The following is a 25,148-nucleotide window of genomic DNA, read 5'->3' as shown; positions in this document are numbered from 1 at the left end:
TATTATCCGCTTGCAACCGTTGCATTTTTCTTACGAAAAAGGCCGCAGAGTTTCCCCCTGCGGCCTGGTCCGGGCGCAAATTGCCATTACGGCAGCCTGACGCCCGCATGACATATTACTTCCGCTTATTCAGCCAGCTCACGATCAAGCTGGCGAGAATGCCAGCAATGACCGGAGCCGCTAAATCATGCCAGAAGGCCATGCCCAACTCTGCGAGCGTCATATAGCCGCCTCTGTTGTAATGACAACGTTTCGCGGCTATTCTTGAATGGTCTAGATGCAAGAATGTCCCCCGTGATGTTGTCAGGTGCATACCTGCAACGTGCGGGGGTTTTCTCTCTCCAGCAACCAATGCCGCCGGGGATAAAGCCCCCGCAACATTGCGCCTCACCGGAATCCTTCCGGCTTGCCGCTGATTTTACGATTGCTTTTTATCGTCAGCATTCGGCAATTTTCCTCATTGCGTGATGCCTTCCAACTTAATTTCTTTGTTTACAATAGTTGCAGTTCATATCCGAGCTGACTCCAGACTGGTAGTGAAATGCGCAATTTTGTAGAATTGCGCCTCCTCGCAATCTCCCCAGTGAATCTGTTGTCTCATTCGTTACACACTGCGTATTCAACTTCTCTACCAGTTGCGCAAGAGAAGCTGGGGTTATTCATTTTTACGAGGCTGACTTCTTTCTGGACAGGACTTTATGCAGCACAACACACAACCATTACACGATCACAAATTGCCGTTTACGCGCTACGACTTCGGCTGGGTTTTATTATGTATAGGAATGGCGATTGGTGCCGGAACCGTGCTGATGCCGGTACAAATTGGCCTGAAGGGGATTTGGGTATTTATTACCGCTGCAATCATTGCTTATCCGGCAACCTGGATAGTGCAGGACATTTATTTAAAGACACTTTCAGAAAGTGATTCCTGTAATGACTATACAGATATTATCAGTCATTACCTGGGCAAAAACTGGGGAATTTTCCTCGGGGTTATCTACTTTTTGATGATTATCCACGGGATTTTTATCTACTCTCTCTCCGTGGTTTTCGACAGTGCCTCATACCTGAAAACCTTCGGTTTAACCGATGCCGATCTTTCACAATCTCTACTTTATAAAGTCGCTATTTTCGCCGTACTGGTGGCGATTGCGTCTGGTGGTGAAAGGTTGCTGTTTAAGATCTCCGGGCCAATGGTGGTGGTCAAAGTCGGCATTATTGTCGTGTTCGGTTTTGCGATGATCCCGCACTGGAATTTCGCCAATATAACCGCCTTCCCACAAGCCTCCGTATTTTTCCGCGACGTCCTGCTCACCATTCCATTTTGTTTCTTCTCTGCGGTATTTATTCAGGTGCTTAACCCGATGAATATTGCCTATCGTAAACGGGAAACAGATAAAATACTGGCAACTCGGCTCGCGCTGCGTACCCACCGGATTAGCTATATCACGCTCATCGCGGTGATCCTGTTTTTTGCCTTTTCGTTTACCTTCTCAATAAGCCACGAAGAAGCCGTTTCTGCCTTTGAACAAAATATCTCGGCACTGGCACTAGCCGCGCAGGTGATCCCCGGGCATATCATTCATATCACCTCTACGGTGCTGAATATCTTTGCCGTACTGACCGCATTCTTTGGCATTTACCTCGGTTTCCACGAGGCCATTAAAGGCATTATTCTCAATCTGTTAAGCCGAATTATTGATACCCAGAAAATTAACTCGCGTATGCTGACTCTGGCAATTTGCGCTTTTATCGTCATTACGTTGACGATTTGGGTTTCGTTTCGTGTATCGGTGCTGGTGTTCTTTCAGTTAGGAAGCCCGTTATATGGCATTGTGTCGTGCCTGATTCCGTTTTTCCTGATCTCTAAAGTTTCACAACTGAAAAAACTACGCGGGCTAAAAACATGGCTTATCCTGTTTTATGGCATTTTGCTGTGCTTTTCGCCGCTGTTGAAGCTGATTGAGTAAAAGTAACGGGGGCTGCTCACAGCAGCCCCAGACGATGTCGATAGCATTTCAGTACAGCCTGGATATGCTCCTGAGTCATAAAGGACTGTTCATACGTTTCCATAACAATGGTATTTTCTTTACGTATATCCTGAAAGATTTTTTCCAGCAATCTGGGCGCTAATCCCATCGATTCACCCAACAGCAAAAAGTCCTGCCCGATATACTCGCCATAACCACTGTCAAATCCAGGAGCCAGTTCCCGACCGCCTTCTTCTCGCATCAATAACGGCAGCGCCAGATAGTTTGAGTGAAAATATTCCGGATAGGGAGCGACAGAAACAAAGTCATACACCGGCGCTAACGCTGGCATCAAACCATCGGAGTACACTAAGCCAAAGTTTCGTAAATGCATGTCGTTATTACCCAGCAACCAGGCGTAAACAATGCGACGAAAGAGATCGATTTTAAATGCGATGTTGTCGTTAACATGGGCAATTAAAAATCGGGCCAGCGTTTCATAGCTGACGTATTGCTCGTTATCATTTCCCGTCTTGCCATATTTATCTGTAATCTGCATCGCGCCATCAAGTTGCTCCTGATGCACTGGCTGCCCCTTGTCATCCCGGTCATAGCGCCGGATAACAAACGCGTATTCAAGCTTCTCCTCTGATTGTGGTGCAAAACTCAGCAGGCCATGCACAGGTACGTCAAATCCCAAACGAGACATCAATGTCATTGTTGCGTGTTCATTTTCGGCCAAGCCGGGAAAGTCGGCTGGAGAGGGCTTAAGGATAAAATTTCCCTGATGATCTACGACGCGGAACTCTCCTTCATCCAGCACTAATTGCAATTTGGGCTGGTAACCGGAAATACTCATCCCTTTTTGTTGACGCGGAAGTTCCTGCACAAACTGAGTTCGCGTAAACCCCAGCCGAGGATTCAATTTTGCAGTGCCGCTCAGGCGCTTCAACCCCTGTGTCGAATATCCGCGCTGTTCGTCACGTTCATTCAGTGGCGTTAACAGAATGCGACAATTCGCCATTATTCCTCCCAAGGTAAAATCTGGATTGCCCCCAGCAGATTCTTGCCGTTATCAATAAGCATTCCCAGTGGATCGTTTTCGTCACGATGCTGTATCTGGCTGTAGCGTTGACGCAGCCATCCTTCTGGCGCCAGTGAGGCAAAATAAGGATGCAACGTCTCACTGGGAAACTGACGCTGTGCGACGGGCAGGCTGATTGAGATTGCCGGTCCGTGGTAATCCGGGGCGTACTGGAACAAAAAACCACTGTCGTTCTGAGAGAGTTCACCCACTACCTGACCATAGAGCAACACTTTCACTCGCCGATGCATAGTTTCACTCCAAGAACATTCGCCACAGCGAACACACTGCCGAATTTAACCTGTTCAGGATCCTTAAAAAGTCGCTTTAACGTGGACGTTGAGATCCCTGTTTGTAGTTCAAGTGTGTATAAATCAATGCCCAATTCTTTGCGACGTGCGTTCAGTTGTTCCCCCAAATGACGGGGAGTCTCAATGGTCAGGAGGGGGCGTGGTTGACTAATATTCGGCCCCTGAATAAGTTTCTTCTGCAACTCCTGGAGCTGGTCGCCGATCGCTTTCAACTCTTGAGCCAGATTCTGTGACCCTGTGTAGATCATTAAAGAACCTTTCAATTGATAAAAGACAAAAAAAAGATCATTTATGGTTAAATGAATTCGTTAAGCATCATAAATGAACCATTTTTTATTAATGGTTATAATTTAGCTCATATATAATCCATAGGCAACAAAGATGGTCAAAAAAGATCTATAAGTGATAGTTAAAGCACAAGAGGGTCATATTTGACATGAGACCAGCATGACAACCGGTCTCATCGGGTGGGTTATACAGCTGGCTTCTGCGGATTTTCATCCTGATCAACAGCAAAGCAGGCAACCAGTTGACCGCCGTAGTCTTTTAGCTGTGGCTGCAACTGGGTGCAGGGGCCGAAGCGTCGACGACAGCGGGCGTTGAAGGCGCAGCCCGGCGGTGGATTCAGCGGGCTTGGCAGTTCACCGGTGAGTTTGATGCGCTCGCGGCGATCGTCCGGGTTCAGGCGTGGTGTAGCGGAGAGCAGCGCCTGAGTGTACGGGTGGCGCGGGTTATTGAAGATTTGGTCCTTCGTCCCCTTCTCCACGCAGCGGCCCAGGTACATCACCATCACTTCATCAGCAATGTGCTCCACCACCGACAGGTCATGCGAGATGAAGACATAAGACAGCCCCAACTCCTGCTGCAAATCCATCATCAGGTTGAGCACCTGCGCACGCACCGAGACGTCCAGCGCGGAAACCGGTTCGTCGGCAATCACCACGTCCGGGTCAAGCATCAGACCTCGGGCAATGGCGATACGCTGACGCTGACCGCCGGAAAACATATGCGGATAGCGGTCATAGTGCTCGGTTTTCAGGCCAACTTTTGCCATCATCGACAAGGCTTTTTCCCGACGCTGTTCTTTGCTTAAGCTGGTATTAATCAGCAGCGGCTCTTCAAGAATTTGCCCGACTTTTTTACGCGGATTCAGCGAACCATAGGGATTCTGGAAGACGATCTGGATTTTCTGCCGACGTAGCTTCTGCGCCTGCGGATCGTGCTTGAGCAGATCCTGCCCCTGGTAATACAGTTCACCGCCGGTAGGTGTTTCAATCATTGTCAGCAACCGACCGAGGGTCGATTTACCGCAGCCAGATTCACCTACTACCGCCAGCGTTTTACCACGTTCAAGGTTAAACGAAACGCCGTCCAGCGCTTTAACCAGACGTTCCGGCGCGAACATGCCTTTCTTCACCGGGTAATGTTTTTTCAGGTCGATAGCCTGCAACAGCGGTTGTTGCAGGGTGGCCTCTTGCGTACTCATAGTGTCGGCCTCCCGGCATCATCAAGTGGGTAATGGCATTTGGACTGACGCCCGTCAGCGAGCATATTCAGCGCCGGTTCTTCAGCGCGACATCTGTCAGTGGCATAGGGGCAGCGCGGGTTAAGCAGGCAGCCGTTCGGGCGGTCGTACTTGCCGGGAACGACGCCAGGCAACGATGCCAGACGTTCTTTGTCCTGAGCAAATTCCGGCAGCGCACGCAGCAATGCCTGAGTATACGGATGACGCGGCGCACGGAAGATGGCGTGGGCATCACCCGTTTCCACCACCTGGCCGGCATACATCACAATGATTTTATGCGCCGCTTCCGCCACCAGCGCCAGGTCATGGGTAATCAATACCAGCGCCATGTTCTCTTTCTGCTGTAGCTCCAGCAGCAGTTCGATAATTTGCGCCTGAATGGTCACGTCCAGCGCGGTAGTCGGTTCATCGGCAATCAGCAGTTTTGGCCGACAGGCAATCGCCATAGCGATCATTACACGCTGGCTCATGCCGCCGGAAAGCTGATGCGGGTAAACATCCAGACGCGATGCCGGATCGGGAATGCCGACCAGATTCAGCAGGTCAATCGCCCGCTGACGGCGGGTACTTTTGTTGCCGCCCTGATGCACTTTAATCGCTTCCATAATCTGGAAACCCACGGTGTAGCACGGGTTAAGGCTGGTCATCGGGTCCTGGAAGATCATTGCCACTTCGGCACCCACCAGATTGCGGCGCTCTTTTTCTGAGATACGCTGCAAATCCTGGCCGTTAAACTCCAGTTTTTCTGCCATCACGCGGCCCGGATAATCAATCAGCCCCATAATCGCCAGTGAACTGACCGACTTACCAGAGCCAGACTCACCCACAATCCCGACCACTTCGCCCTGTTTTACGCTGTAGCTGATGCGGTCTACGGCGCGGAACGGTGCACTTTCGTCGCCGAAATGCACCGATAATTTATCTATATTTAATAACGCCATCTCGAACCTCTTACTGCTTCAGTTTGGGATCGAGCGCGTCACGCAGACCGTCACCCATCAGGTTAAATGCCAGCACCGTCAGCAGGATCGCCAGACCAGGGAAGGTCACGACCCACCAGGCGCTTTGCGCGAACTGCAACACATCGGAGAGCATGGTGCCCCATTCCGGTGTTGGCGGCTGCGCCCCCATGCCGAGGAAACCAAGAGCAGCCATATCGAGAATGGCGTTAGAGAAGCCGAGCGACGCCTGAACAATCAGCGGTGCAAGGCAGTTGGGAAGAATATTGATAAACATCTGGCGCAGCGCCCCGGCACCTGCCACGCGAGACGCGGTGACGTAATCGCGATTCACCTCCACCAGCACGGCGGCGCGAGTTAAGCGCACATAGTGTGGCAAGGCAACGAAGGTTAGCGCCAGCGCGGCGTTACCAATCGACGGGCCGAAAATCGCCACCAGCACCAACGCCAGCAGCAGACTTGGCAGCGCCAGCATGATATCGACCACGCGCATGATGATGTTATCAACCAGGCCGCCGAAGTAACCGGCGATCAGGCCGAGAATAACGCCCATAATCAGCGATAACACAACCACCAGACAGCCAACCAGCAGCGACAAGCGCGCGCCGTACATCAGGCGCGACATAACGTCACGACCGACGTCATCTGTACCGAGCAAGTGCGCCATGCTGCCGCCTTCCTGCCAGGCTGGCGGGGCGAGTAGCGCATCGCGGAACTGTTCTGCCGGGTTATACGGCGCAATCCAGTTGGCAAAGATCGCGATAAACAGCACGATGACGACGTAAACCAGCCCGACAACCGCGCCTTTGTTGCGTTTAAAATAGTGCCAGAACTCCTGTAACGGGGTCATCGGCACCGGTGCGCTAATCACTTTATTTTCAGTAACCTGTGACATGATGTCCCCTTACTTCTTATGACGAATACGCGGGTTCACCACGCCGTACAGCAGATCGACCAGCAGGTTGACGAGGATAATCATCGTCGCCACCAGCAATACGCCGCCCTGCACTACCGGATAGTCGCGGCGTTGCAGTGCGTCAATCAACCAGCGCCCCAGACCGGGCCACGAGAAGATGGTTTCGGTCAGAATCGCTCCCGCCAGCAATGTTCCCACCTGAAGGCCGATAACGGTCACCACCGGCAGCATCGCGTTACGCAGCGCATGGACGATAATCACCCGCATCCGGGTTAGCCCTTTAGCGCGCGCGGTGCGGATGTAATCCTCGCCCAGCACTTCCAGCATTGAGGAGCGCGTCATACGAACGATAACCGCCAGCGGAATTGTGCCCAGCACCATCGCCGGTAAGATCATATGGGCGACGGCATCGATAAAGTTACCGTCTTCACCCCAGATAGCGGTGTCGATCAACATAAAACCGGTTAACGGATTGGAGTCGTCAAGGAACACCATGTCGCTCACGCGACCGGAGACAGGCGTCAGGTTCCAGTGCACCGAAACCAGCATGATCAGCATCATGCCCCACCAGAAGATAGGCATTGAGTAGCCGGTCAGCGCCAGGCCAACCGCAGTGTGATCGAAAATGGAACCACGTTTAACCGCTGCCAGTACACCGACCGGAATACCGACTGCCGTAGCAAAAATCATCGCGCAGACACCAAGTTCCAGCGTGGCCTGGAAGCGCGGCACGAACTCTTCCCAAACCGGGATGCGGCTTTTCATCGAAATGCCTAAATCGCCGTGCATTACGCCCCAAATGTAATGGAGATACTGCTGCCACATCGGTTTATCCAAGCCGAGTTCTGCCAGCAATTGCGCGTGACGCTCTGGGGAGATCCCACGTTCACCCGCCATGATCATCACCGGATCGCCCGGGATCATGTGGACAAAGGCAAATGTGAGAAGGGTAATACCGATAAACGTGGGGATGACGAGTCCCAAACGTCGGAGAATAAACTGCAACATAACCCGGATTCTCTGTAGTGACCCGCAGCCTGGAACTGCGTGTCTGTATTGCTCACAAATCAATTCCCGCCCGTGCCGGACAGAGAATGAAGTATTGCTGCCGGATGGCGCTGCGCGCAGAGGCACAGCACCACCGGGTATGCAGATTGTTGACAAAGTGCGCTTTGTTTATGCCGGATGCGGCGTTAACGCCTTATCCGGCCTACAAAATCTTGCAAACTCAATACATTGCAGAATTTTCGTAGGCCTGATAAGCGGAGCGCATCAGGCAGTTTTGCCTTTGCCATCAGTCTTGTATGGCTTTTAATTATTCGATAGAGACGTTTTCGAAGTGATGTTTGCCTAATGGATCAACCACATAGCCTTTAACTTCTTTGCGTACCGGTTCAAACACGGTGGAGTGAGCGATGATCAGTGCCGGAGCCTGATCGTGCATCACCACCTGTGCTTGTTTGTACAGTTCAACGCGCTTGTTGTGGTCGTCGGTGGCACGCGCCGGTTGAATCAGATCTTCAAACGGTTTGTAGCACCATTTTGAGTAGTTGGAGCCTTGTTCAGAGGCGGCGCAGCTGAACAGGGTGGCAAAGAAGTTATCCGGATCCCCGTTATCGCCAGTCCAGCCCATCATTACCGTCTGATGCTCGCCATCTTTCGCACGCTTGAGGTACTCACCCCATTCGTAGGTGACGATTTTGGCCTGCACGCCCACTTTCGCCCAGTCTGCCTGAATCATCTCCGCCATGCGGCGAGCGTTCGGGTTATACGGACGTTGTACGGGCATCGCCCACAGGTCGATGGAGAAACCTTTTTCCAGTCCCGCTTCTTTCAGCAAGGCTTTCGCTTTTTCAGGATCGTAGGTGTAGTCCTGAACGTCGTCGTTATAGCCCCACATGGTTGGCGGGATCAGGTTTTTCGCTGCCACGCCCGCGCCCTGATAAACCGCTTTGATGATCGCATCTTTGTTCACTGCGTAGGTCAGAGCCTGGCGAACTTTCACGTCATCCAGTGGTTTTTTCTGCACGTTATACGAGAGATAACCGACGTTCAGCCCCGGCATTTCCATCAGGTTGATGGATTTATCCTGCTTCATGCGAGCGATATCTGCCGGGTTCGGGTACGGCATCACTTGGCATTCATTTTTCTGCAATTTTGCGTAACGCACGGAAGCGTCAGGGGTAATAGAGAAGACCAGCGTATCGATCTGCGGTTTGGTACCCCAGTAGCCATCAAACGCTTTGTAGCGAATACGGGAATCTTTTTGATACTGCTGTAACTGGAACGGGCCGGTGCCGATCGGATTGAGGTCCAGTTTTTCCGGCGTACCGGCTTTCATCATCGCGTCTGCATATTCTTTTGACAGAATAGAAGCGAAGTCCATTGCCAAGTCAGCCAGGAACGGTGCTTCAGGGCGAGTCAGCACGAATTGAACGGTGTTGTCGTCCACCTTTTTCACTTCGCTGATCAGCTCCGGCAAGCCCATGCCTTCGAAGTATTCGTAGCTGCCGCCAGAAACTTTATGGTACGGGTTTTGCGCGTTTTTCTGACGATCGAACGAGAACACCACGTCATCGGCGTTCAGTTCGCGCGTCGGTTTGAATTCTTTGTTGTCGTGCCACTTCACACCTTTACGCAAGTGGAAGGTATAGGTTTTACCGTCATCGCTGACTTCCCACTTTTCAGCGAGGCCCGGGATCACTTCGGTGGTGCCGATTTTAAATTCAACCAGACGGTTATAAAGCGGTACGGAAGAGGCGTCATAGGTGGTACCGGAGGTAAACAACTGCGGGTTAAACCCTTCCGGAGATCCTTCTGAGCAATAAACCAGAGTTTTAGCCTGAACACTTGCTGCGACGGTCATAGCCACCAGGCTGAGACCAAGCTTCAGCATCCCTGACTTTTTCAAGGAAATACGCATTATTCTGCTCCAATTGTGATGTTTGTTGTTTTAACCCTTTGCAGTGGGTTGTCGCTGCCTGACCTTTTTTGTTTTTTGCCCGGTCGGGTCAACGTTATGAGGTGGGGATGCCGTACTAATTAACATCAGTGTTACAGTGCGGATCCTCCATAAAATGCCCCTCGTGACCTACAATCTGTCAACAGAATGTGAAAACGTCAATACAGCCCACCGGGATTTACACCAACGGTGAGAATCCACAAACAAAGATTAAAAAAACTTCAAACAACTATTTGCAGCAGAGAAATTTGTGCTACGCCAACATAACCAGAACAATCAGCTTAATATTTGGCAACAATTGGTGATTAAGTTTTATGCATTTAGTGAAAAAAATCTGAGGAAAAGGTGGATATCTGAGCGATTAATACCATGAACGCTAAACCGCACAGCGGAAAATGCCAGCGCCAGCCATAAGTAACGCAAAAAAAGATTTAAGCAAATATAGAAAAAGACAATGGATTCTGTCACAAATCCGTTAATGGATAGTGAGATATGGGGCGCAAATTTGGCAGGGAAATGTGTGGTGTGTAGGTCGATAAGGCGGTCGCGCCGCATCCGACAATAAGTGCGGTGCCGTTGCCTGATGCGACGCTGCCGCGTCTTATCAGGCCTACGTCGAGTCGAACCTCCCTGCCCCCGGAGGTTCTCATCCTCATGGGCTACAAATGCAAAAAAGCCTGCTCGCTGAGCAGGCTTTTCGAATTTGGTCGGTGATAGAGGATTCGAACCTCCGACCCCTTCGTCCCGAACGAAGTGCGCTACCAGGCTGCGCCAATCACCGAATGCGGGGCGCATCTTACTGCGCAGATACGCCCTCGTCAATCCCTTAATAGCAAAATGCCTTTTGATCGGCGAGAAACTCAGCAGTGCATTTAGTTAGCTTCTGCCTTCTTCGCCTGAGGGATTCGACACCAGTTGTTGTTTTCGTTGATACCACCGTCCGGTGAAGTATAACCAAGGCAACCTAAAATAGTGTCGTACAGTTCTACATGACGGCGTGGCACTTTGATATCCGCTTCTTTCTTCAATTGCGCGAATGCCTGCGCGTTGGCCGGATTCTCCAGATATTTATCCGACATCCAGACCATCATCGGTACGCGGAACTGCTCCGGTGGCGCATATTCGCGTGGTGTGCCATGCAAGTGCTCACGCTCGTTAATTGACTCACCGTGGTCCGCTGCATAGAAAATAATGGCCTTCTTATCGCGGAATTTGTCGATTACAGTGTCGATAAAATGATCAACATAGGTGATGGAGTTATCATATGAGTTAATCATCGGCGCTCGTGGGCATTTGCGGTCAATGGCATAGCACTCTGGCTTCCACTGGGCAAACTCACGGGGATAACGTTGAGTATAGTTGTAGTGTGACCCTTTGGTATGCAGCACAATCAGATGCTTACCTTCTGGTTTTTTCTCCAGAGAACGCTCGATCTCATTGACCAGCAACATATCGTCCACCGCTTTCCCACGGTTACGCGGCTCTGCTGCAATTTGCTCGCGATAGGCAATGTTGTCAGCCATGGTGTTGCTGTAGAACCACATCTCACTCTGCATGGCGTATAAATCAGAGCTAAAGCCCAGCTGTTTGAGAACCGCAAATACGTTCTGCTCTTTAAGCGTACGTTGTGGGTTATCTTCCGTTCCACCTTCACGCACAAACATACAGCGTAGTGATAATTTAGTCGCGGTATCACAAGAATAACCACGGTACATCACCAGGTTTTTCTCTTTGGCCAGCTTCGGCGTGGTATCGCGCTCGTAGCCCAGCATCCCCATATGATCCCAACGCGTAGTTTCTCCAATGATGAAAACCACATAGGTATCGTCGAGATTTTGCGTCGGGGTATAGGTGAATTTTTTTGCCGGATTCATCAGCGACCGATTGTCTGACGATTCATCCACTTGCGCCCAGGCGTAGAGACCCAACGCAGAAAGCCAGTTCGAAGGCAGATAAGAGTTCGCCAGCACGCCGCCGTAGCTCGGCATATCCACTCCGGCCATACGGTCTGCACGCTTTTGCACTACATCCATCAGACGGATTGGCCCCCATACCAACAAGCCCGCCAAAAGCACGGTAAGCGCACTACGCCAGCGAGTTTTCGGGGTACAAAGTTGACGCCAGAAAGTGTCTTGTGAGCGGTTCATCCAGATAAATAGCAACGGGATAATACTCACCAGTACAACCCATGCGATAAGCGTCCAGCCAACCACTTCTTTCGATAAGTCAATGTCGGTGGTCATCACCGAAGCAACAATCCCGTAGCCAATCATGACATTCATAAATGTCATGTAGTAGCTGGCCCCGGCAGAAATCAGCACCAGCAATGACGCCAGCACTTTCCAGGCCGTTCTGCCAAAGAGTGAAATTAAACGTAAAAAGAAGAAGGTTGCCAGAACCGTCCCTGCCAGTTCGATAACCGCCGAGACGCCATTAAGAAAAGTGAAGTTATGCGCGTAACCGTCAAACCGACGGAAATAGACTGCGCAATTCATAAACAGACCGATATAGACAGCGAGCAAAAAACTTAGCTTTTGCTGCGTTATCGTTTTGATATATCTCATGCAAACAAACCCTGGAAAAACAGGTGATAACACCCTGCATTATGGCCTTTCAAGCCAGGCAAGGGAAAAGTGCGAAGGTCGTCAGATAAGGAAAATCTGCACACGCTGATAAGTAGACCACAGCAAAGGGAAAAAGTGTGGGGAAAGAATGTACTTGAAGCACAAATTTACAAAAATACAAGTATGAAAGGAGACTTATGCGGTAACTGAACGCTTAAAAGGGCCAGCTTTATGGCCCTTTTAATCTCAGAACAAATCTAAAACCTGTCGCTAAACTTAACCATGTACTTCGCGCAACACTCTGATCTCAGGCTGGCGAATGGTCGTTGAAAGCGCCAATGACAGAATCAGCAGGGCAAAAATGACGTAGAAAGTCACATAGAAGCCGCCAAACAGTGAGGCGATAATCGAACCGCAGATACTACCGATACCGAAGCCGAGATAAATCACGCCGTAGTTTTTCGCCAGGTTATTGAGACCGAAGAACTCACTGACCAGTGACGGGAAAACGGTAATTGTGCCACCGAAGTTAAACGCCACGCAGGCAATTGCTGCAAAGAACGTCACTGCATTCAATGGTGCAAACAGCAGGGCCGCCATACCCACCAGCGAAATCACCTGTCCAATAGTGATGACGCGGATACGGGCGATTTTGTCAGACAGAATGCCCAATACCAGACGACCAGAAAGGTTAGCAATAGAAATAACCGTTACTGCGTTGGCCGCGGAAATTGCATCAAGATGCGCCAGGCTCTGAGCAATATCTTTCGCCACACCAATCACATACAGACCGCTCATGCAGGCCGTGAGGAACATGACCGCCAGCATCCAGTATTGCGGTTTACGCATAGACTCTGCCAGGGTGTAGTCCTTCTCTACTACGCCATTACTGGTTTTCACTTCCTGTTTCGGCGCATCTTTCATTAACGTCGCGCCAAAGACAATCATCACCAACGCAATCGCGCCCCAAATTACAAAGGTTTTTTCCAAACCGACCGTTTCCAGCAATTGTGTGTCGATAAATTTGAAACCCAGGCTTCCCAGGCCATAAGAACCAATGGCGAATGCGGAGATCAGACCTTTACGCTCCGGGAACCACTTCACGCAGTTAGAAAGGGTCAGCAGATAACCCGCACCATCTGCCAGACCAACCAGCACACCGGCGCTTAACCACAGCATCATTAGGCTGTTGGAATGCGCGGTAAGGAAGAAACCTACCCCCAGCAGAATACCGGAAGCCATTGTGACGCGCTTGACACCAAAACGTTCCTGTAACTTGCCAGCAACAGAAGAAGAAATTGCCAGTCCCAGACTCAACAGGCCGAAGGAGAAAGCAACCTGACTGACCGGCGCATCCAGTTTGGCAGAGAGCGCGCCATTAAACAGGCTCCAGGTATAAACTGACCCCAGCGCAAACTGGGTGATAATGGTACCGATAAGGGTAAGCCAGCGCGTACGCTGATAGTTTGAAGGTGTCATGGCAGTATTCCTGCGGTAGTAAAAAGGAAAATTCTCTGCCGACAAACATAACGAAGTGCATTTTATGCAGGGGAAAAAACGGCATGAAATGCCATCAAAACGGAATGAAATGCCTTAGTTCAGGAATGAATGACGTGACAAATATTCACCACAATAATTATTTGGTCAGTTAGCACCCACTATCATTGCAATGGTTGTTATTAGTAGTCCATAGTTGTAAAAAATACGTTAAAATCTGGCGCTAACGCCCATGGTATATAAATAATCACTATCATTGGCGCTATTCTCCGCCTGGGATAACGCGGCATAGGCAGCAATATGTTGGTTAAGCAACATATCGGCTCCTACGGTCACATCAAGCCAATTACCATTCTGATTTGTCGCCGTCATGCGACTTAGGCCTGATTGAGCCTTCCAGATATTTTCACCAAATTGCTGGTTGTAGCTGATTTGCGCCCAGGGACGGAAATCGCCAAGTCGGGAATCAACACGCCATCCTAACGTACTGACACTGGCATGCCATAACGGATCAGTCAGCGTTGCAGTACTGTCGCCAAACTCGTTATACATGGAGGTGGTTGTGCCATCGTAATGTAATGCGGCGACTGGACCCGTTGTAACCTGCTCATATAAAGGAAAATTCCAGCCCATACTCATACTGCTGGTCACATCCGCAGGGGTTTCTTCCGCCAGATTAACTTCCAGTCCCAGCGCTCTTTGGCTACTTTGAATACGTTGCGACAAAATATCGTTGTAGTCCGGTTGGTGATCGCTATCCCAGGTATAACGCTCAGTGGTATGTCCTGGTTGCGTATCAACGATATATTCTTGCTGCCAGGCGTAAGCTGTGTTGAGAAAAAAAGAACTGATTACCACGCTCGCCAGCAGACTTAAGTGCCAGCGACCACCGCATTTTTTTATGATCATTAACACGACTCCATGGAAGAGCCGAATTCGGCAATATTATTGTCATTGTATGTAGGATATCGGGCATCTTAGCCCTGTATTAAATATTGACTTTTTCACCGATGCGTCAAGACAAGAGGGTGAAATATTTACGATCTGGTACATAGCGAGGGAAAGTATGGAACGTTGCGGCTGGGTGAGTCAGGACCCGCTTTATATTGCCTACCACGATAATGAGTGGGGCGTGCCTGAAACCAATAGTAATAAACTATTCGAAATGATCTGCCTTGAAGGACAACAGGCAGGGTTATCCTGGATTACCGTTCTCAAAAAACGTGAAAACTATCGCGCCTGTTTTCATCAGTTCGATCCGGTAAAAGTCGCGGCTATGCAGGAAGAGGACGTTGAAAGACTGGTGCTTGATGCCGGGATTATCCGCCATCGTGGGAAAATTCAGGCGATAATTGGTAACGCACGGGCATACCTGCAAATGGAGCAGAACGGCGAACCGTTTGCCGACTTTGTCTGGTCGTTCGTAAACCATCAACCACAGGTGACACAAGCCAAAACGTTGAGCGAAATCCCCACCTCAACACCCGCCTCTGATGCGCTTTCCAAAGCACTGAAAAAACGCGGCTTCAAATTTGTTGGCACGACGATTTGTTACTCCTTTATGCAGGCATGCGGACTGGTGAACGATCATGTCGTTGGCTGCTGTTGCCATCCGGGGAGGAAATAATGATTCGAGAAGCGCAACGTTTGGAATTACCTGCGATCCTTGAATTATGGCTGGAAAGTACAACCTGGGGACATCCTTTCATAGAAGAAAGCTACTGGCGTGACTGCATTCCGCTGGTGCGTGATGCTTATCTTGCCAACGCGCAAAACTGGGTGTGGGAAGAAGATGGCAAGCTTCTCGGTTTTGTCAGCGTGATGGAAGGACGATTTTTAGCTGCGATGTTTATCACACCAAAGGCCGTCAGGCGCGGTATTGGTAAGGCGCTGATGCAACATGTGCAACAACGCCATCCCCATTTATTGTTGGAGGTTTACCAGAAAAACCAGCCCGCGATAAATTTCTACCATGCGCAAGGATTCCATATTGTCGACTGCGCCTGGCAGGAAGAAACCCAACTTCCCACCTGGATTATGGATTGGCAGGCGGATCAAACGCCGTAAGCGGCAGCTCCGGGCCAGTGTATTTCTCCAGCCACGCTAACGCCGTGTTACCCGCGCATCCATTCCCCAGCCGCGAGCTGGGGAGATCTTTCGTCAACACGTTCACAGCGCCGTTTTTACAAATGCCGCCAGCGGTTAAATCCAGATCGGGCCATGCCCCTTCGTGAATGCAAATCACGCCAGGTTTAATACCTTCGCTAATGGCCGCGCCGGCAAGAATTTGCCCGCGCGAGTTCCACACTCGTACCGTGTCGCCCTCTTTTATGCCTCGCGCTCGTGCATCATCAGGGTGAATGGTGACAGGTTCACGGTTTGCCACCGCATATAATTCACGCAGAGAACTGTAATTTAGCTGGCTGTGCAAACGATGTGCGGGGTGGGCAGAAAGTACCTGCAACTGTTCCGGTTCGGCATTGCCCTGCCACTCATCCGGCTCCAGCCACATGGGATGCCCCGGACAATCCGGGTAACCGTAATCCGCGATACGCTGCGAGAAGATTTCAATCTTACCACTGGCCGTTTTTAACGGATGCGTCTGTGGGTCGCGGCGAAAATCAGCAAACCGGATAAACTGTTCGCTGATTGGGTTTTCCGGCATCTCAATGAATTGGTTTGCTTCCCAAAACGCGTCAAACGATGGTAATTCAACCTGCTGACTTGCCCCTCGTTGTCGGGCGACGTTATAAAAAGTTTCCAGCCATTGCAGCTCAGTTTTCCCTTCCGTAAACCGCGCGTAGCCACCCTTCTCCCAACGTTCGCTTAATTCAGCAAAGACATCGAAATCATTACGCGCTTCGTCACGCGGCGGCACGACTTGTTTCATCGGAACAAGATGCTGATTGCTGTAATCTCCGGTCATGGTGAGATCGTTACGCTCAAAAGACGTGGTTGCAGGCAGGACGATATCGGCATGTTTCGCCGCCGCCGTCCAGAAGCATTCTGAAATGACCACCAGTTCCGGTTTTTGCCAGGCTCGAATCAGACGATTAGTGTCCTGATGATGTGTAAAATTGGCGCCGCCCGCCCACCAGATAAATCGTATATCCGGAAAGTGACGATTCATGCCGTTGTGTTGGTATGCGCCACCAGGATTTTCAAGAGCCTCGACAATACGGGCAACGGGGATTTTATCTACCGCATCCGTACCACCCGGCAAACTGCCCTGCATGGATGAAAGCACCGCAGCACGGCGCGTGGGATTACCACCGTTGGCAAAATGATAAGAAAGCCCAAAACCGCCACCTGGTGTACCGATTTGCCCCAACATTGCCGCCAGCGTGACGAGCATCCAGTGCTTTTGCTCGCCAAACTGCTGACGCTGCATTCCCCATCCTGCCATCAGCATGGTGGTATTTTGATGGAAAATAGCCGCCAGTTCGCGGATTTTATCTGCCGGAACACCACAAATCTCCGCCGCCCATTCGGCAGTTTTCGCTATGCCATCACTCTCGCCCTGTAAATAAGAAGCGAAGGCGTCATAGCCGATAGTACAACGTGCCAGAAACTCTTCGTCGTGCCAGCAGTTTTCCACCAGCGTATGGGCGATCCCTAGCATCAGCGCCACATCTGTTCCCATATGCGGTGCTACCCATTCCATTTTATCGCCAAAGAAATCAACGGTTTCCGATCGCATGGGATCAATGCAGATCAGCTTTTTCCCGCTATCACGCAGTGCGGAAAAGTAAGAAAGCCCCTGCTCATCGGATGCATTCCACGCAATTTTCAGTGTATTTAGAGGGTTAGCACTCCACAGCACCACCACATCGCTATGTTCAAGCACCAGCGGCCAACTGGTCTGCTGCTGATAAACTTCGCTGCCACCCACAACATACGGCATGATCGCCTGTGCTGCGCCAGTCGAATAATCCCCCAGATGGCCGGTATAGCCGCCTGCCAGCGCCATATAGCGTTGTAACAAGGTTGACGCTTTATGCAGCACGCCATTTGAACGCCAGCCGTAGGAACCGGCAAAAATCGACGCTGAACCATAAGCTCCGCGAATGCGTTTGTGTTGTTGGTGAATAAGATCCAGTGCATCATCCCAACTCACGCGAACAAATTCGTCCTGCCCGCGAATCCCTTGTGGATTTTCTGGTGACGCAAGAAAGCCTTTACGCACCATCGGAAATCGCACCCGCGTATTGCTATGAACCTGGTCGCGAACCGCACTCTGCAAGGAGTTTTCCATTCCTGTGGTTAACGCACCACGCGAGCTGAAAACTGTTTCACCGTCGGTTTCAACCAGCATGGGCCCCCAGTGGGCGGCAGTCAGAACAGAATAACGTGAGGATGAGTTGGCCAAACCGAAGGCTCCTGAAAAGTTAGATGTATTGAGCAGTTAAATATTACTTACAAATTTCCGAGTATTCCCAGGAATAATCTTCATGTTCACACGGCATAATCTTCCGCCACGAAACCCGTGGCAAAGAATAAAAAGGTTATTAAGGATTAACAATGAAGAAACGTGTTTATCTTATTGCCGCCGTTGTGAGTGGCGCTCTGGCGGTATCTGGCTGTACAACTAACCCTTACACCGGCGAACGCGAAGCGGGTAAATCTGCTATTGGCGCGGGTCTGGGCTCTCTCGTTGGCGCGGGCATTGGCGCACTCTCTTCTTCGAAGAAAGATCGTGGTAAAGGCGCACTGATTGGCGCAGCAGCAGGCGCGGCACTGGGCGGCGGCGTTGGCTATTACATGGATGTGCAGGAAGCGAAACTGCGCGACAAAATGCGCGGCACTGGCGTAAGCGTAACGCGCAGCGGGGACAACATTATCCTCAACATGCCGAACAATGTGACCTTCGACAGCAGCAGCGCCACTCTGAAACCAGCAGGTGCTAATACCCTGACCGGTGTTGCAATGGTACTGAAAGAGTACCCGAAAACGGCGGTTAACGTGATTGGCTACACCGACAGCACTGGCGGTCATGACCTGAACATGCGTCTGTCGCAGCAGCGTGCAGATTCCGTTGCCAGCGCGTTGATTACCCAGGGCGTTGACGCCAGCCGTATTCGTACCCAGGGTCTTGGCCCGGCTAACCCGATCGCCAGCAACAGCACCGCAGAAGGCAAAGCCCAAAACCGTCGCGTAGAAATTACCTTAAGCCCGCTGTAATCACTTTCATGCCAGGTGGTGATTCAATCACCTGGTATTCTTAGGTTTTCCTGCTTCTTTTTTCAGGCTAAGGTGATCGCCTTATCAGTGAATGGAGAGAAGCATGAAGCCGCCCGTTATCCTCTACAAAGCCTTACCTGATGATTTACTGCAACGCCTGCAAGCACATTTCACCGTTCACCAGGTGACAGATCTCACCCCACAGACCGTTGCACAAAACGCGGATATTTTTGCCGAAGCCGAGGGCTTGTTGGGTTCAAATGAAAATGTTGATGCCGTGTTGCTGGAAAAAATGCCGAAACTGCGTGCCACATCAACTATCTCTGTAGGCTACGACAATTTCGATGTCGATGCGCTTACCACCCGAAAAATCCTGCTAATGCATACGCCAACCGTATTAACGGAAACGGTGGCCGATACGCTGATGGCGTTGATGCTGTGTACCGCGCGTCGGGTTGTCGAGGTAGCAGAACGCGTAAAAGCAGGCGAATGGACCGCGAGCATTGGCCCGGACTGGTACGGCAGCGACGTGCATCATAAAACACTTGGCATTGTCGGGATGGGACGGATCGGCATGGCACTGGCACAACGGGCACACTTTGGCTTCAACATGCCTATCCTCTATAACGCTCGCCGCCACCATAAAGAAGCCGAAGAACGCTTTAACGCCCGTTATTGCGATCTGGATACGCTGTTACAAGAATCGGATTTCGTTTGCCTGATCCTGCCGCTAACTGAAGAAACGCATCACCTGTTTGGCGCTGAACAATTCGCCAAAATGAAATCCTCCGCCATCTTCATTAATGCAGGACGTGGACCGGTGGTTGACGAAAATGCACTGATTGCGGCATTGCAGAAAGGGGAAATTCACGCCGCCGGACTGGATGTCTTCGAACAAGAGCCACTGTCAGTAGATTCACCGCTGCTCTCAATGGCAAATGTCGTCGCAGTCCCACATATTGGTTCTGCTACTCATGAGACGCGTTATGGCATGGCCGCCTGTGCGGTGGATAATTTGATTAATGCGTTACAAGGGAATGTCGAGAAGAACTGTGTGAATCCGCAAGTCGCGGAATAACCGCGACTGCGTGGAGAAAAGCCCGAAAATCTCCCGGGCTTTTACTCTTTATTGGGTTGCAGTTACTGCTGCGGTCCAGGCCTGATTAAACGCCTGATGTTGTGCCGGTAATGGCGCAATCAGTTTGTTATATTCACTCGCCTGCTGCGAAGTCGGGAACTGAATGCCATTCGCCACAAAGCTTACCTGAGTACCCTGCTGGGAAATATAGTCCCCAACCATTACCAGTTGTTGTGTAAAGGTTTGTGCCGCCGGAATCAACGGTTGTAACGCATCAGCCGGTGTCGTCACCACTTTGGTGAATGCCTGATCAAAGACCGGCTTCAGATCATCAGTCTGTTTCAGCGCAGAGTGCGCAGCATCGGCCTGCAACTTCGCATTTTGTAGCTGTTGCGCCAGTACACCCAGCGAACCGTTCATTTCACGCAGCGGACCACTTTGCGTGACATAATCCTGTGGTGCACGAATTGCGTTAACGCTGTCTACAACCGGACGTAGACCGGAATCCATCGCCTGATTCACCTGTTGGGAATAGCCATACAGAATCGCGTAATCAGAGACAAAAGGACCAAATTGTTTTTTCTGATCGGCAGTCAGGGTTGGTAGACGTTCACCGCTACGCATCACTGTATTCTGCAGGAAGTCGATAAACGCTTTACGCTGATCGCCTTCTTTATCAAAACACCCACTCAGGCTAACTACCATTAATAACGCCGCAAGAGGCGCAAACCAGCGAGAGCAGGACTTTCCTGTCGCCATTTTCTTACTCCTTTCACCCAAAAAAAGCGCACAACGACACACGCGTGTCTGACGTGACAAGGATAGTCCAGGACAAGCTTGCAAGATACCCTTTATGCATAATCTTCCTGGGAAAATGATGTAGAAAATGAAGGAAGGTTAATTTGTTGTTTCATTGTTAAAAACAGGCATTGCTATTGCGTTTTTTAGCCAGAACCTTACTTCTCTTCGGTAAGTGAAATTTTCGGAATCTTTACAATTCGGGATTCTGCGAAATATATCGGCATTAATCATATCGTTAGGCAACTATAAGTCACAGTTATTGATAAGCTGAATCGAATCACACTCCGGCTGCTTCCCGCTGAGTCAGTTTTTCCCGACTATTCTTAATGAGCTTCAATGCAATTCACGATCCCGCAGTGTGATTTGAGGAGTTTTCAATGGAATATAAAGATCCAATGCTTGAGCTGTTGAGCAGCCTGGAACAAATTGTTTTTAAAGATGAAACACAGAAGATTACCCTGACGCACAGACCTACGCCCTGTACCGAGATTGAGCAATTACGCAAAGGAACGGGGTTAAAAATTGATGATTTCGCCCGTGTTTTGGGCGTATCCGTTGCGATGGTAAAGGAATGGGAATCCAGACGAGTGAAGCCTTCCAGTGCTGAACTAAAATTAATGCGTCTGATTCAGGCCAATCCGGCATTAAGTAAGCAGTTGATGGAATAGAGTTTTATTAACTTTTTTGATGTTTACGGTCCTGATGACAGGGCCGTTTTCCGACCGATTAATCATAAATTTGAAAAATAATTGTTGCATCCACCTCCAATGCGTGGCTTAATGCACATCAACGGTTTGACGTACAGACCATTAAAGCAGTGTAGTAAGGCAAGTCCCTTCAAGAGTTATCGTTGATACCCCTCGTAGTGCACATTTCCTTTAACGCTTCAAAATCTGTAAAGCACGCCATATCGCCGAAAGGCACACTTAATTATTAAAGGTAATACACTATGTCCGGTAAAATGACTGGTATCGTAAAATGGTTCAACGCTGACAAAGGCTTCGGCTTCATCACTCCTGACGATGGCTCTAAAGACGTGTTCGTACACTTCTCTGCTATCCAGAACGATGGTTACAAATCTCTGGACGAAGGTCAGAAAGTGTCCTTCACCATCGAAAGCGGCGCTAAAGGCCCAGCAGCTGGTAACGTAACCAGCCTGTAATCTCTGCTTAAAAGCACAGAATCTAAGATCCCTGCCATTTGGCGGGGATTTTTTTATTGGAAAAACCGCTTTATATGTAGAGAAGAACAGTCCCAGGAACAATCCAGATCCGGCATCGGGATGTGGCAATCACGACAGACCGTACCATCACACCCGGAACAATCACAATCATTACACTCATTATTCTTCTTTTTACGTATAACCTCGTTCAGGTGTTGCTTCTGCCTGATTGTCTGTGCCGCAAGTCGGCAATCTGCAAAACGCTGACGTATCTCGCCCCAGCCTGCAATAACACCTTTCTGTTGAATAATCTCTTTGACTGCCCCCGAACATCCCTGCGTTTGGTACAACACGCTGTAAGCACAGCGATATCCTTTGCGAGGAGAAAGATGTCGTTGATAAAGCATTATCAACAGTAAAAGCAGTTTATTCATGAAGGCTCCGAACCATTCCTGTTCTCAATTAAAAACCTATTTAATAGCCAAATCCGTTCGTATTTTTTAAATAATATTCATCAAAGAAATAAATTAGGGTGCATTGAGAATACCCAACACCGTAAGAAAGGCGGGAATAACTTCCCGCCGAAGACTCTTACTCTTTCAAATTGCAGGCTAAAAATGCCACCAGCTCATAACTCTCCTGTTTAATATGCAATTCACACAGTGAATCTCTTATCATCCAGGTGAAAAATAAAAGCGTAAAACAAATCACTATTAAAGAAAGCAATTTATATTTCTGCGGCATTCCCAGCCTCCTGTGTTGATTTCCAACGAGTAAGAGGCTAACCTTATGGTGTTCAGGCATAGGGTAGCCTCACTTTGATTTATAGTCAGGTGGGGCTTTTCTCTGTCTGCCTTTCGGTGATACCTGAGACAAACAGTCTCAAGCACCCGCAGCTATTCTAGCGTAATAAATTTCTTTCCTCTCTTTAATAAAATCCTAAAAAAATCTCATGAAATTAATATATGAGATAATTTTTATTCAGCAGAAAATTATTAAAGGTAGCTGTATTATTAGCGATAAAAAAAGCCTGCCAAGTGGCAGGCTATTTAATAACGCTGTTATTACTGCAACAGCGAAATATCCGCAACGCGCAGGAACAATTCGCGCAGTTTTTCCAGCATGGTCAGGCGGTTGATACGCAGATCTTTATCATCAACCATGACCATCACTTTATCGAAGAAAGCATCGACAGGTTCACGCAACTCGGCCAGTTCGACCAGCGCATCCTGGTAACGACCTTCAGCAAAGTACGGCTCCAGTTTGTCTCGCAGAACAACCACCTGCATCGCCAGTTTAATTTCTTCCGGCTCTTTCAGGGTAGAGGCATTCACGCGGTCGCTCAGCACTTCGTCAGATTTCGCCAGAATGTTGGATACACGTTTGTTCGCCGCCGCCAGTGCAGCAGCTGCATCCAGGGTACGGAAATGCGATACCGCCTTCATACGGGCATCAAAATCTGCCGGACGGGTCGGACGACGCGCCAGTACCGCCTGGATGGTGTCAACGGTGTAACCTTCGTCCTGATACCAGGCGCGGAAGCGACCGAGCATAAAGTCGATAACATCATCAACCACGTTGGCATTAGTCAGCTTATCGCCATACAAACGCACCGCTTCTTCGGTCAACGTTTGCAGATCAAGGTTGAGGTTCTTCTCAACGATAATACGCAGCACGCCAAGTGCGGCACGACGCAGCGCAAATGGGTCTTTGTCGCCTTTCGGATGCTGACCGATACCGAAGATACCCGCCAGGGTGTCCATCTTGTCAGCAATCGCCAGCGCACAAGCTACCGGGTTGGACGGCAGGTCATCACCGGCAAAACGCGGCTGATACTGCTCGTTCAGCGCTACCGCGACATCTTCCGCTTCGCCATCGTGACGCGCGTAGTGCATCCCCATTACGCCTTGGGTGTCGGTGAACTCGAAGACCATGTTGGTCATCAGGTCACACTTAGACAGCAGGCCCGCACGGGTAGCGTGGTTAACGTCTGCGCCAATCTGTTCAGCAATCCAGCCAGCCAGCGCCTGAATGCGGTCAGTTTTGTCGCGCAGCGTACCCAGCTGTTGCTGGAACAGCACGGTTTGCAGACGCGGCAGATTATCTTCCAGACGTTTTTTACGGTCGGTATTAAAGAAGAACTCGGCATCTGCCAGACGTGGACGAACGACTTTCTCGTTACCGGAGATAATTTGCTGCGGATCTTTCGATTCGATGTTGGCAACGAAGATAAAGTTCGGCAGCAGTTTGCCGTCGTTTGCGTACACCGGGAAGTACTTCTGGTCACCTTTCATGGTGTAAACCAGGGCTTCAGACGGCACAGCGAGGAATTTCTCTTCGAATTTCGCGGTCAGAACAACCGGCCATTCAACCAGAGAAGCCACTTCTTCCAGCAGACTTTCGCTTAAGTCAGCGTTACCGCCAATCTTACGCGCCGCTTCTTCAGCATCGGCTTTAATCTTCGCTTTACGTTCTTCGTAATCGGCGATGACTTTACCGCGCTCACGCAGAATTTCCGGATACTGATCGGCATTGTCGATAGTGAATTCCGGCTCGCCCATAAAGCGGTGACCGCGAATCACGCGATCGGACTGAATGCCCAGAATGGTTGCCGGAATGACTTTGTCGCCCAGCAACAGGGTCACGGTATGGACCGGACGCACGAAGTGCACGTCGCTTGCGCCCCAACGCATCAGTTTCGGGATCGGCAGTTTCGCCAGCGAAGTCGCAACCATATTCGGCAGCAGTGCTTCGGTGCTTTCGCCCTTCACATGGGCGCGATACAGCAGCCATTCGCCTTTATCGGTAGTCAGACGCTCAGCCTGGTCAACGGTAATACCGCAACCACGCGCCCAGCCTTCTGCCGCTTTGCTCGGTTTGCCTTCAGCATCGAACGCCTGGGCAATTGCCGGGCCACGTTTTTCGATTTCGCGATCCGGCTGTGCTTCCGCCAGGTTAGCTACTTTCAGCGCCAGACGACGCGGAGCAGCAAACCATTGAACGGTACCGTGTGCGAGGCCAGCGTTATCCAGCTCCGCAGTAAAGTTCGCAGCAAAGGACTCAGCCAGGCTGCGCAGTGCTTTTGGTGGCAGCTCTTCAGTGCCGATTTCCACCAGAAAAGTTTTCTCAGACATAGCC

The 25,148-nt window shown here is 50.2% G+C and carries 24 protein-coding genes and 1 tRNA gene; 7 read left to right on the top strand and 18 right to left on the bottom strand.

The genetic code is table 11. The features are described from left to right. Positions 1–115: 115 nt before the first annotated feature. Complete coding sequence (locus tag D9736_RS17325) at positions 116–223, bottom strand: type I toxin-antitoxin system toxin Ldr family protein (protein ID WP_002431793.1); 108 nt, start codon at positions 221–223, stop codon at positions 116–118. Between the two features lie 475 nt (positions 224–698). Between D9736_RS17325 and D9736_RS17315 the strand changes: the two genes are divergently transcribed. Then, complete coding sequence (locus tag D9736_RS17315) at positions 699–1,970, top strand: amino acid permease (RefSeq protein ID WP_130258815.1); 1,272 nt, start codon at positions 699–701, stop codon at positions 1,968–1,970. 16 nt (positions 1,971–1,986) lie between these two features. Here D9736_RS17315 and D9736_RS17310 read toward each other — a convergent pair whose 3' ends face one another. The 12 genes from D9736_RS17310 to D9736_RS17250 form a co-directional block, all read right to left on the bottom strand. Beyond that, a complete protein-coding gene (locus D9736_RS17310; RefSeq protein ID WP_130258814.1) occupies positions 1,987–2,994 on the bottom strand; it encodes a HipA domain-containing protein in 1,008 nt (335 codons plus the stop codon). Continuing rightward, positions 2,994–3,305 (bottom strand): HipA N-terminal domain-containing protein, encoded by a 312-nt coding sequence (locus D9736_RS17305; protein ID WP_130210092.1) that lies wholly within the window; start codon positions 3,303–3,305, stop codon positions 2,994–2,996. The genes D9736_RS17310 and D9736_RS17305 overlap by 1 nt, the downstream gene beginning before the upstream one ends. Continuing rightward, positions 3,290–3,613: a helix-turn-helix transcriptional regulator gene (locus tag D9736_RS17300; protein WP_130216280.1), complete on the bottom strand. Its 324-nt coding sequence runs from the start codon at positions 3,611–3,613 to the stop codon at positions 3,290–3,292. The genes D9736_RS17305 and D9736_RS17300 overlap by 16 nt, the downstream gene beginning before the upstream one ends. 224 nt (positions 3,614–3,837) lie before the next feature. Further along, entirely contained in the window at positions 3,838–4,851 is a 1,014-nt protein-coding gene (dppF, locus tag D9736_RS17295) for a dipeptide ABC transporter ATP-binding subunit DppF (RefSeq protein WP_130258813.1), read from the bottom strand. Continuing rightward, positions 4,848–5,831, bottom strand: a complete 984-nt coding sequence (dppD, locus tag D9736_RS17290; RefSeq protein ID WP_130258812.1) for a dipeptide ABC transporter ATP-binding protein — start codon at positions 5,829–5,831, stop codon at positions 4,848–4,850. The genes dppF and dppD overlap by 4 nt, the downstream gene beginning before the upstream one ends. 10 nt (positions 5,832–5,841) lie before the next feature. Continuing rightward, the gene (gene dppC / locus D9736_RS17285) at positions 5,842–6,744 is read right to left on the bottom strand and encodes a dipeptide ABC transporter permease DppC (RefSeq protein ID WP_130258811.1); all 903 of its coding nucleotides are present in this window, start codon (positions 6,742–6,744) and stop codon (positions 5,842–5,844) included. Between the two features lie 9 nt (positions 6,745–6,753). After that, a complete protein-coding gene (dppB, locus tag D9736_RS17280) occupies positions 6,754–7,773 on the bottom strand; it encodes a dipeptide ABC transporter permease DppB (protein ID WP_000938857.1) in 1,020 nt (339 codons plus the stop codon). Positions 7,774–8,080: 307 nt separating this feature from the next. Beyond that, the gene (gene dppA, locus D9736_RS17270; RefSeq protein ID WP_016262652.1) at positions 8,081–9,688 is read right to left on the bottom strand and encodes a dipeptide ABC transporter substrate-binding protein DppA; all 1,608 of its coding nucleotides are present in this window, start codon (positions 9,686–9,688) and stop codon (positions 8,081–8,083) included. A gap of 743 nt (positions 9,689–10,431) precedes the next feature. Further along, positions 10,432–10,508: transfer RNA gene (locus D9736_RS17265), tRNA-Pro, on the bottom strand. A 91-nt stretch (positions 10,509–10,599) separates the two neighbouring features. Further along, positions 10,600–12,291, bottom strand: coding sequence for a kdo(2)-lipid A phosphoethanolamine 7''-transferase (eptB, locus tag D9736_RS17260; protein WP_130216274.1), 1,692 nt, complete (start codon positions 12,289–12,291; stop codon positions 10,600–10,602). 276 nt (positions 12,292–12,567) lie between these two features. After that, complete coding sequence (locus D9736_RS17255; RefSeq protein WP_130216272.1) at positions 12,568–13,770, bottom strand: MFS transporter; 1,203 nt, start codon at positions 13,768–13,770, stop codon at positions 12,568–12,570. Between the two features lie 228 nt (positions 13,771–13,998). Further along, a complete protein-coding gene (locus tag D9736_RS17250) occupies positions 13,999–14,697 on the bottom strand; it encodes an autotransporter outer membrane beta-barrel domain-containing protein (protein ID WP_130216270.1) in 699 nt (232 codons plus the stop codon). A 157-nt stretch (positions 14,698–14,854) separates the two neighbouring features. Between D9736_RS17250 and tag the strand changes: the two genes are divergently transcribed. After that, the gene (gene tag / locus D9736_RS17245) at positions 14,855–15,415 is read left to right on the top strand and encodes a DNA-3-methyladenine glycosylase I (protein ID WP_130216268.1); all 561 of its coding nucleotides are present in this window, start codon (positions 14,855–14,857) and stop codon (positions 15,413–15,415) included. After that, a complete protein-coding gene (locus D9736_RS17240; RefSeq protein WP_130258810.1) occupies positions 15,415–15,855 on the top strand; it encodes an N-acetyltransferase in 441 nt (146 codons plus the stop codon). Before tag ends, D9736_RS17240 begins: the two co-directional genes overlap by 1 nt. On the opposite strand, the gene bisC is transcribed toward D9736_RS17240, so the two are convergent. Beyond that, positions 15,824–18,157 carry a biotin sulfoxide reductase gene (gene bisC / locus D9736_RS17235; RefSeq protein WP_130258809.1) on the bottom strand — a complete coding sequence of 778 codons (2,334 nt, stop codon included), beginning with the start codon at positions 18,155–18,157 and terminating at the stop codon, positions 15,824–15,826. The two genes, D9736_RS17240 and bisC, sit on opposite strands and share 32 nt — an antisense overlap. A 152-nt stretch (positions 18,158–18,309) precedes the next feature. Here bisC and D9736_RS17230 point away from each other — a divergent pair, with 152 nt between their 5' ends. Beyond that, a complete protein-coding gene (locus tag D9736_RS17230; protein WP_000747625.1) occupies positions 18,310–18,969 on the top strand; it encodes an OmpA family lipoprotein in 660 nt (219 codons plus the stop codon). Between the two features lie 103 nt (positions 18,970–19,072). After that, positions 19,073–20,047 (top strand): glyoxylate/hydroxypyruvate reductase GhrB, encoded by a 975-nt coding sequence (gene ghrB / locus D9736_RS17225; protein ID WP_130258808.1) that lies wholly within the window; start codon positions 19,073–19,075, stop codon positions 20,045–20,047. Between the two features lie 48 nt (positions 20,048–20,095). Here ghrB and D9736_RS17220 read toward each other — a convergent pair whose 3' ends face one another. Further along, positions 20,096–20,806, bottom strand: a complete 711-nt coding sequence (locus D9736_RS17220; protein ID WP_130210058.1) for a DUF3053 domain-containing protein — start codon at positions 20,804–20,806, stop codon at positions 20,096–20,098. A gap of 419 nt (positions 20,807–21,225) precedes the next feature. On the opposite strand from D9736_RS17220, the gene D9736_RS17215 reads away from it, so the two are divergent. Continuing rightward, the gene (locus D9736_RS17215) at positions 21,226–21,516 is read left to right on the top strand and encodes an HTH-type transcriptional regulator (RefSeq protein ID WP_130216258.1); all 291 of its coding nucleotides are present in this window, start codon (positions 21,226–21,228) and stop codon (positions 21,514–21,516) included. A 281-nt stretch (positions 21,517–21,797) separates the two neighbouring features. Further along, the gene (gene cspA, locus D9736_RS17210; RefSeq protein ID WP_000014594.1) at positions 21,798–22,010 is read left to right on the top strand and encodes an RNA chaperone/antiterminator CspA; all 213 of its coding nucleotides are present in this window, start codon (positions 21,798–21,800) and stop codon (positions 22,008–22,010) included. A gap of 53 nt (positions 22,011–22,063) precedes the next feature. Here the strand turns inward: cspA and yidD are convergent, their stop codons facing one another. The 3 genes from yidD to glyS all read right to left on the bottom strand — a co-directional run bounded on the left by yidD (position 22,064) and on the right by glyS (position 25,144). Further along, complete coding sequence (gene yidD / locus D9736_RS17205) at positions 22,064–22,444, bottom strand: membrane protein insertion efficiency factor YidD (protein WP_130216256.1); 381 nt, start codon at positions 22,442–22,444, stop codon at positions 22,064–22,066. Positions 22,445–22,601: 157 nt separating this feature from the next. Beyond that, positions 22,602–22,754 carry a type I toxin-antitoxin system toxin HokA gene (gene hokA / locus D9736_RS17200; RefSeq protein WP_130216254.1) on the bottom strand — a complete coding sequence of 51 codons (153 nt, stop codon included), beginning with the start codon at positions 22,752–22,754 and terminating at the stop codon, positions 22,602–22,604. Positions 22,755–23,074: 320 nt separating this feature from the next. Next, the gene (gene glyS, locus D9736_RS17195; protein ID WP_130216252.1) at positions 23,075–25,144 is read right to left on the bottom strand and encodes a glycine--tRNA ligase subunit beta; all 2,070 of its coding nucleotides are present in this window, start codon (positions 25,142–25,144) and stop codon (positions 23,075–23,077) included. Positions 25,145–25,148 lie beyond the last annotated feature (4 nt).

The organism is Escherichia sp. E10V10 (assembly GCF_004211985.1).
GTDB lineage: Bacteria > Pseudomonadota > Gammaproteobacteria > Enterobacterales > Enterobacteriaceae > Escherichia.
The sequence above is the reverse complement of the archived record's forward strand: the minus strand, read 5'-3'. Positions and strand labels throughout refer to the sequence as shown.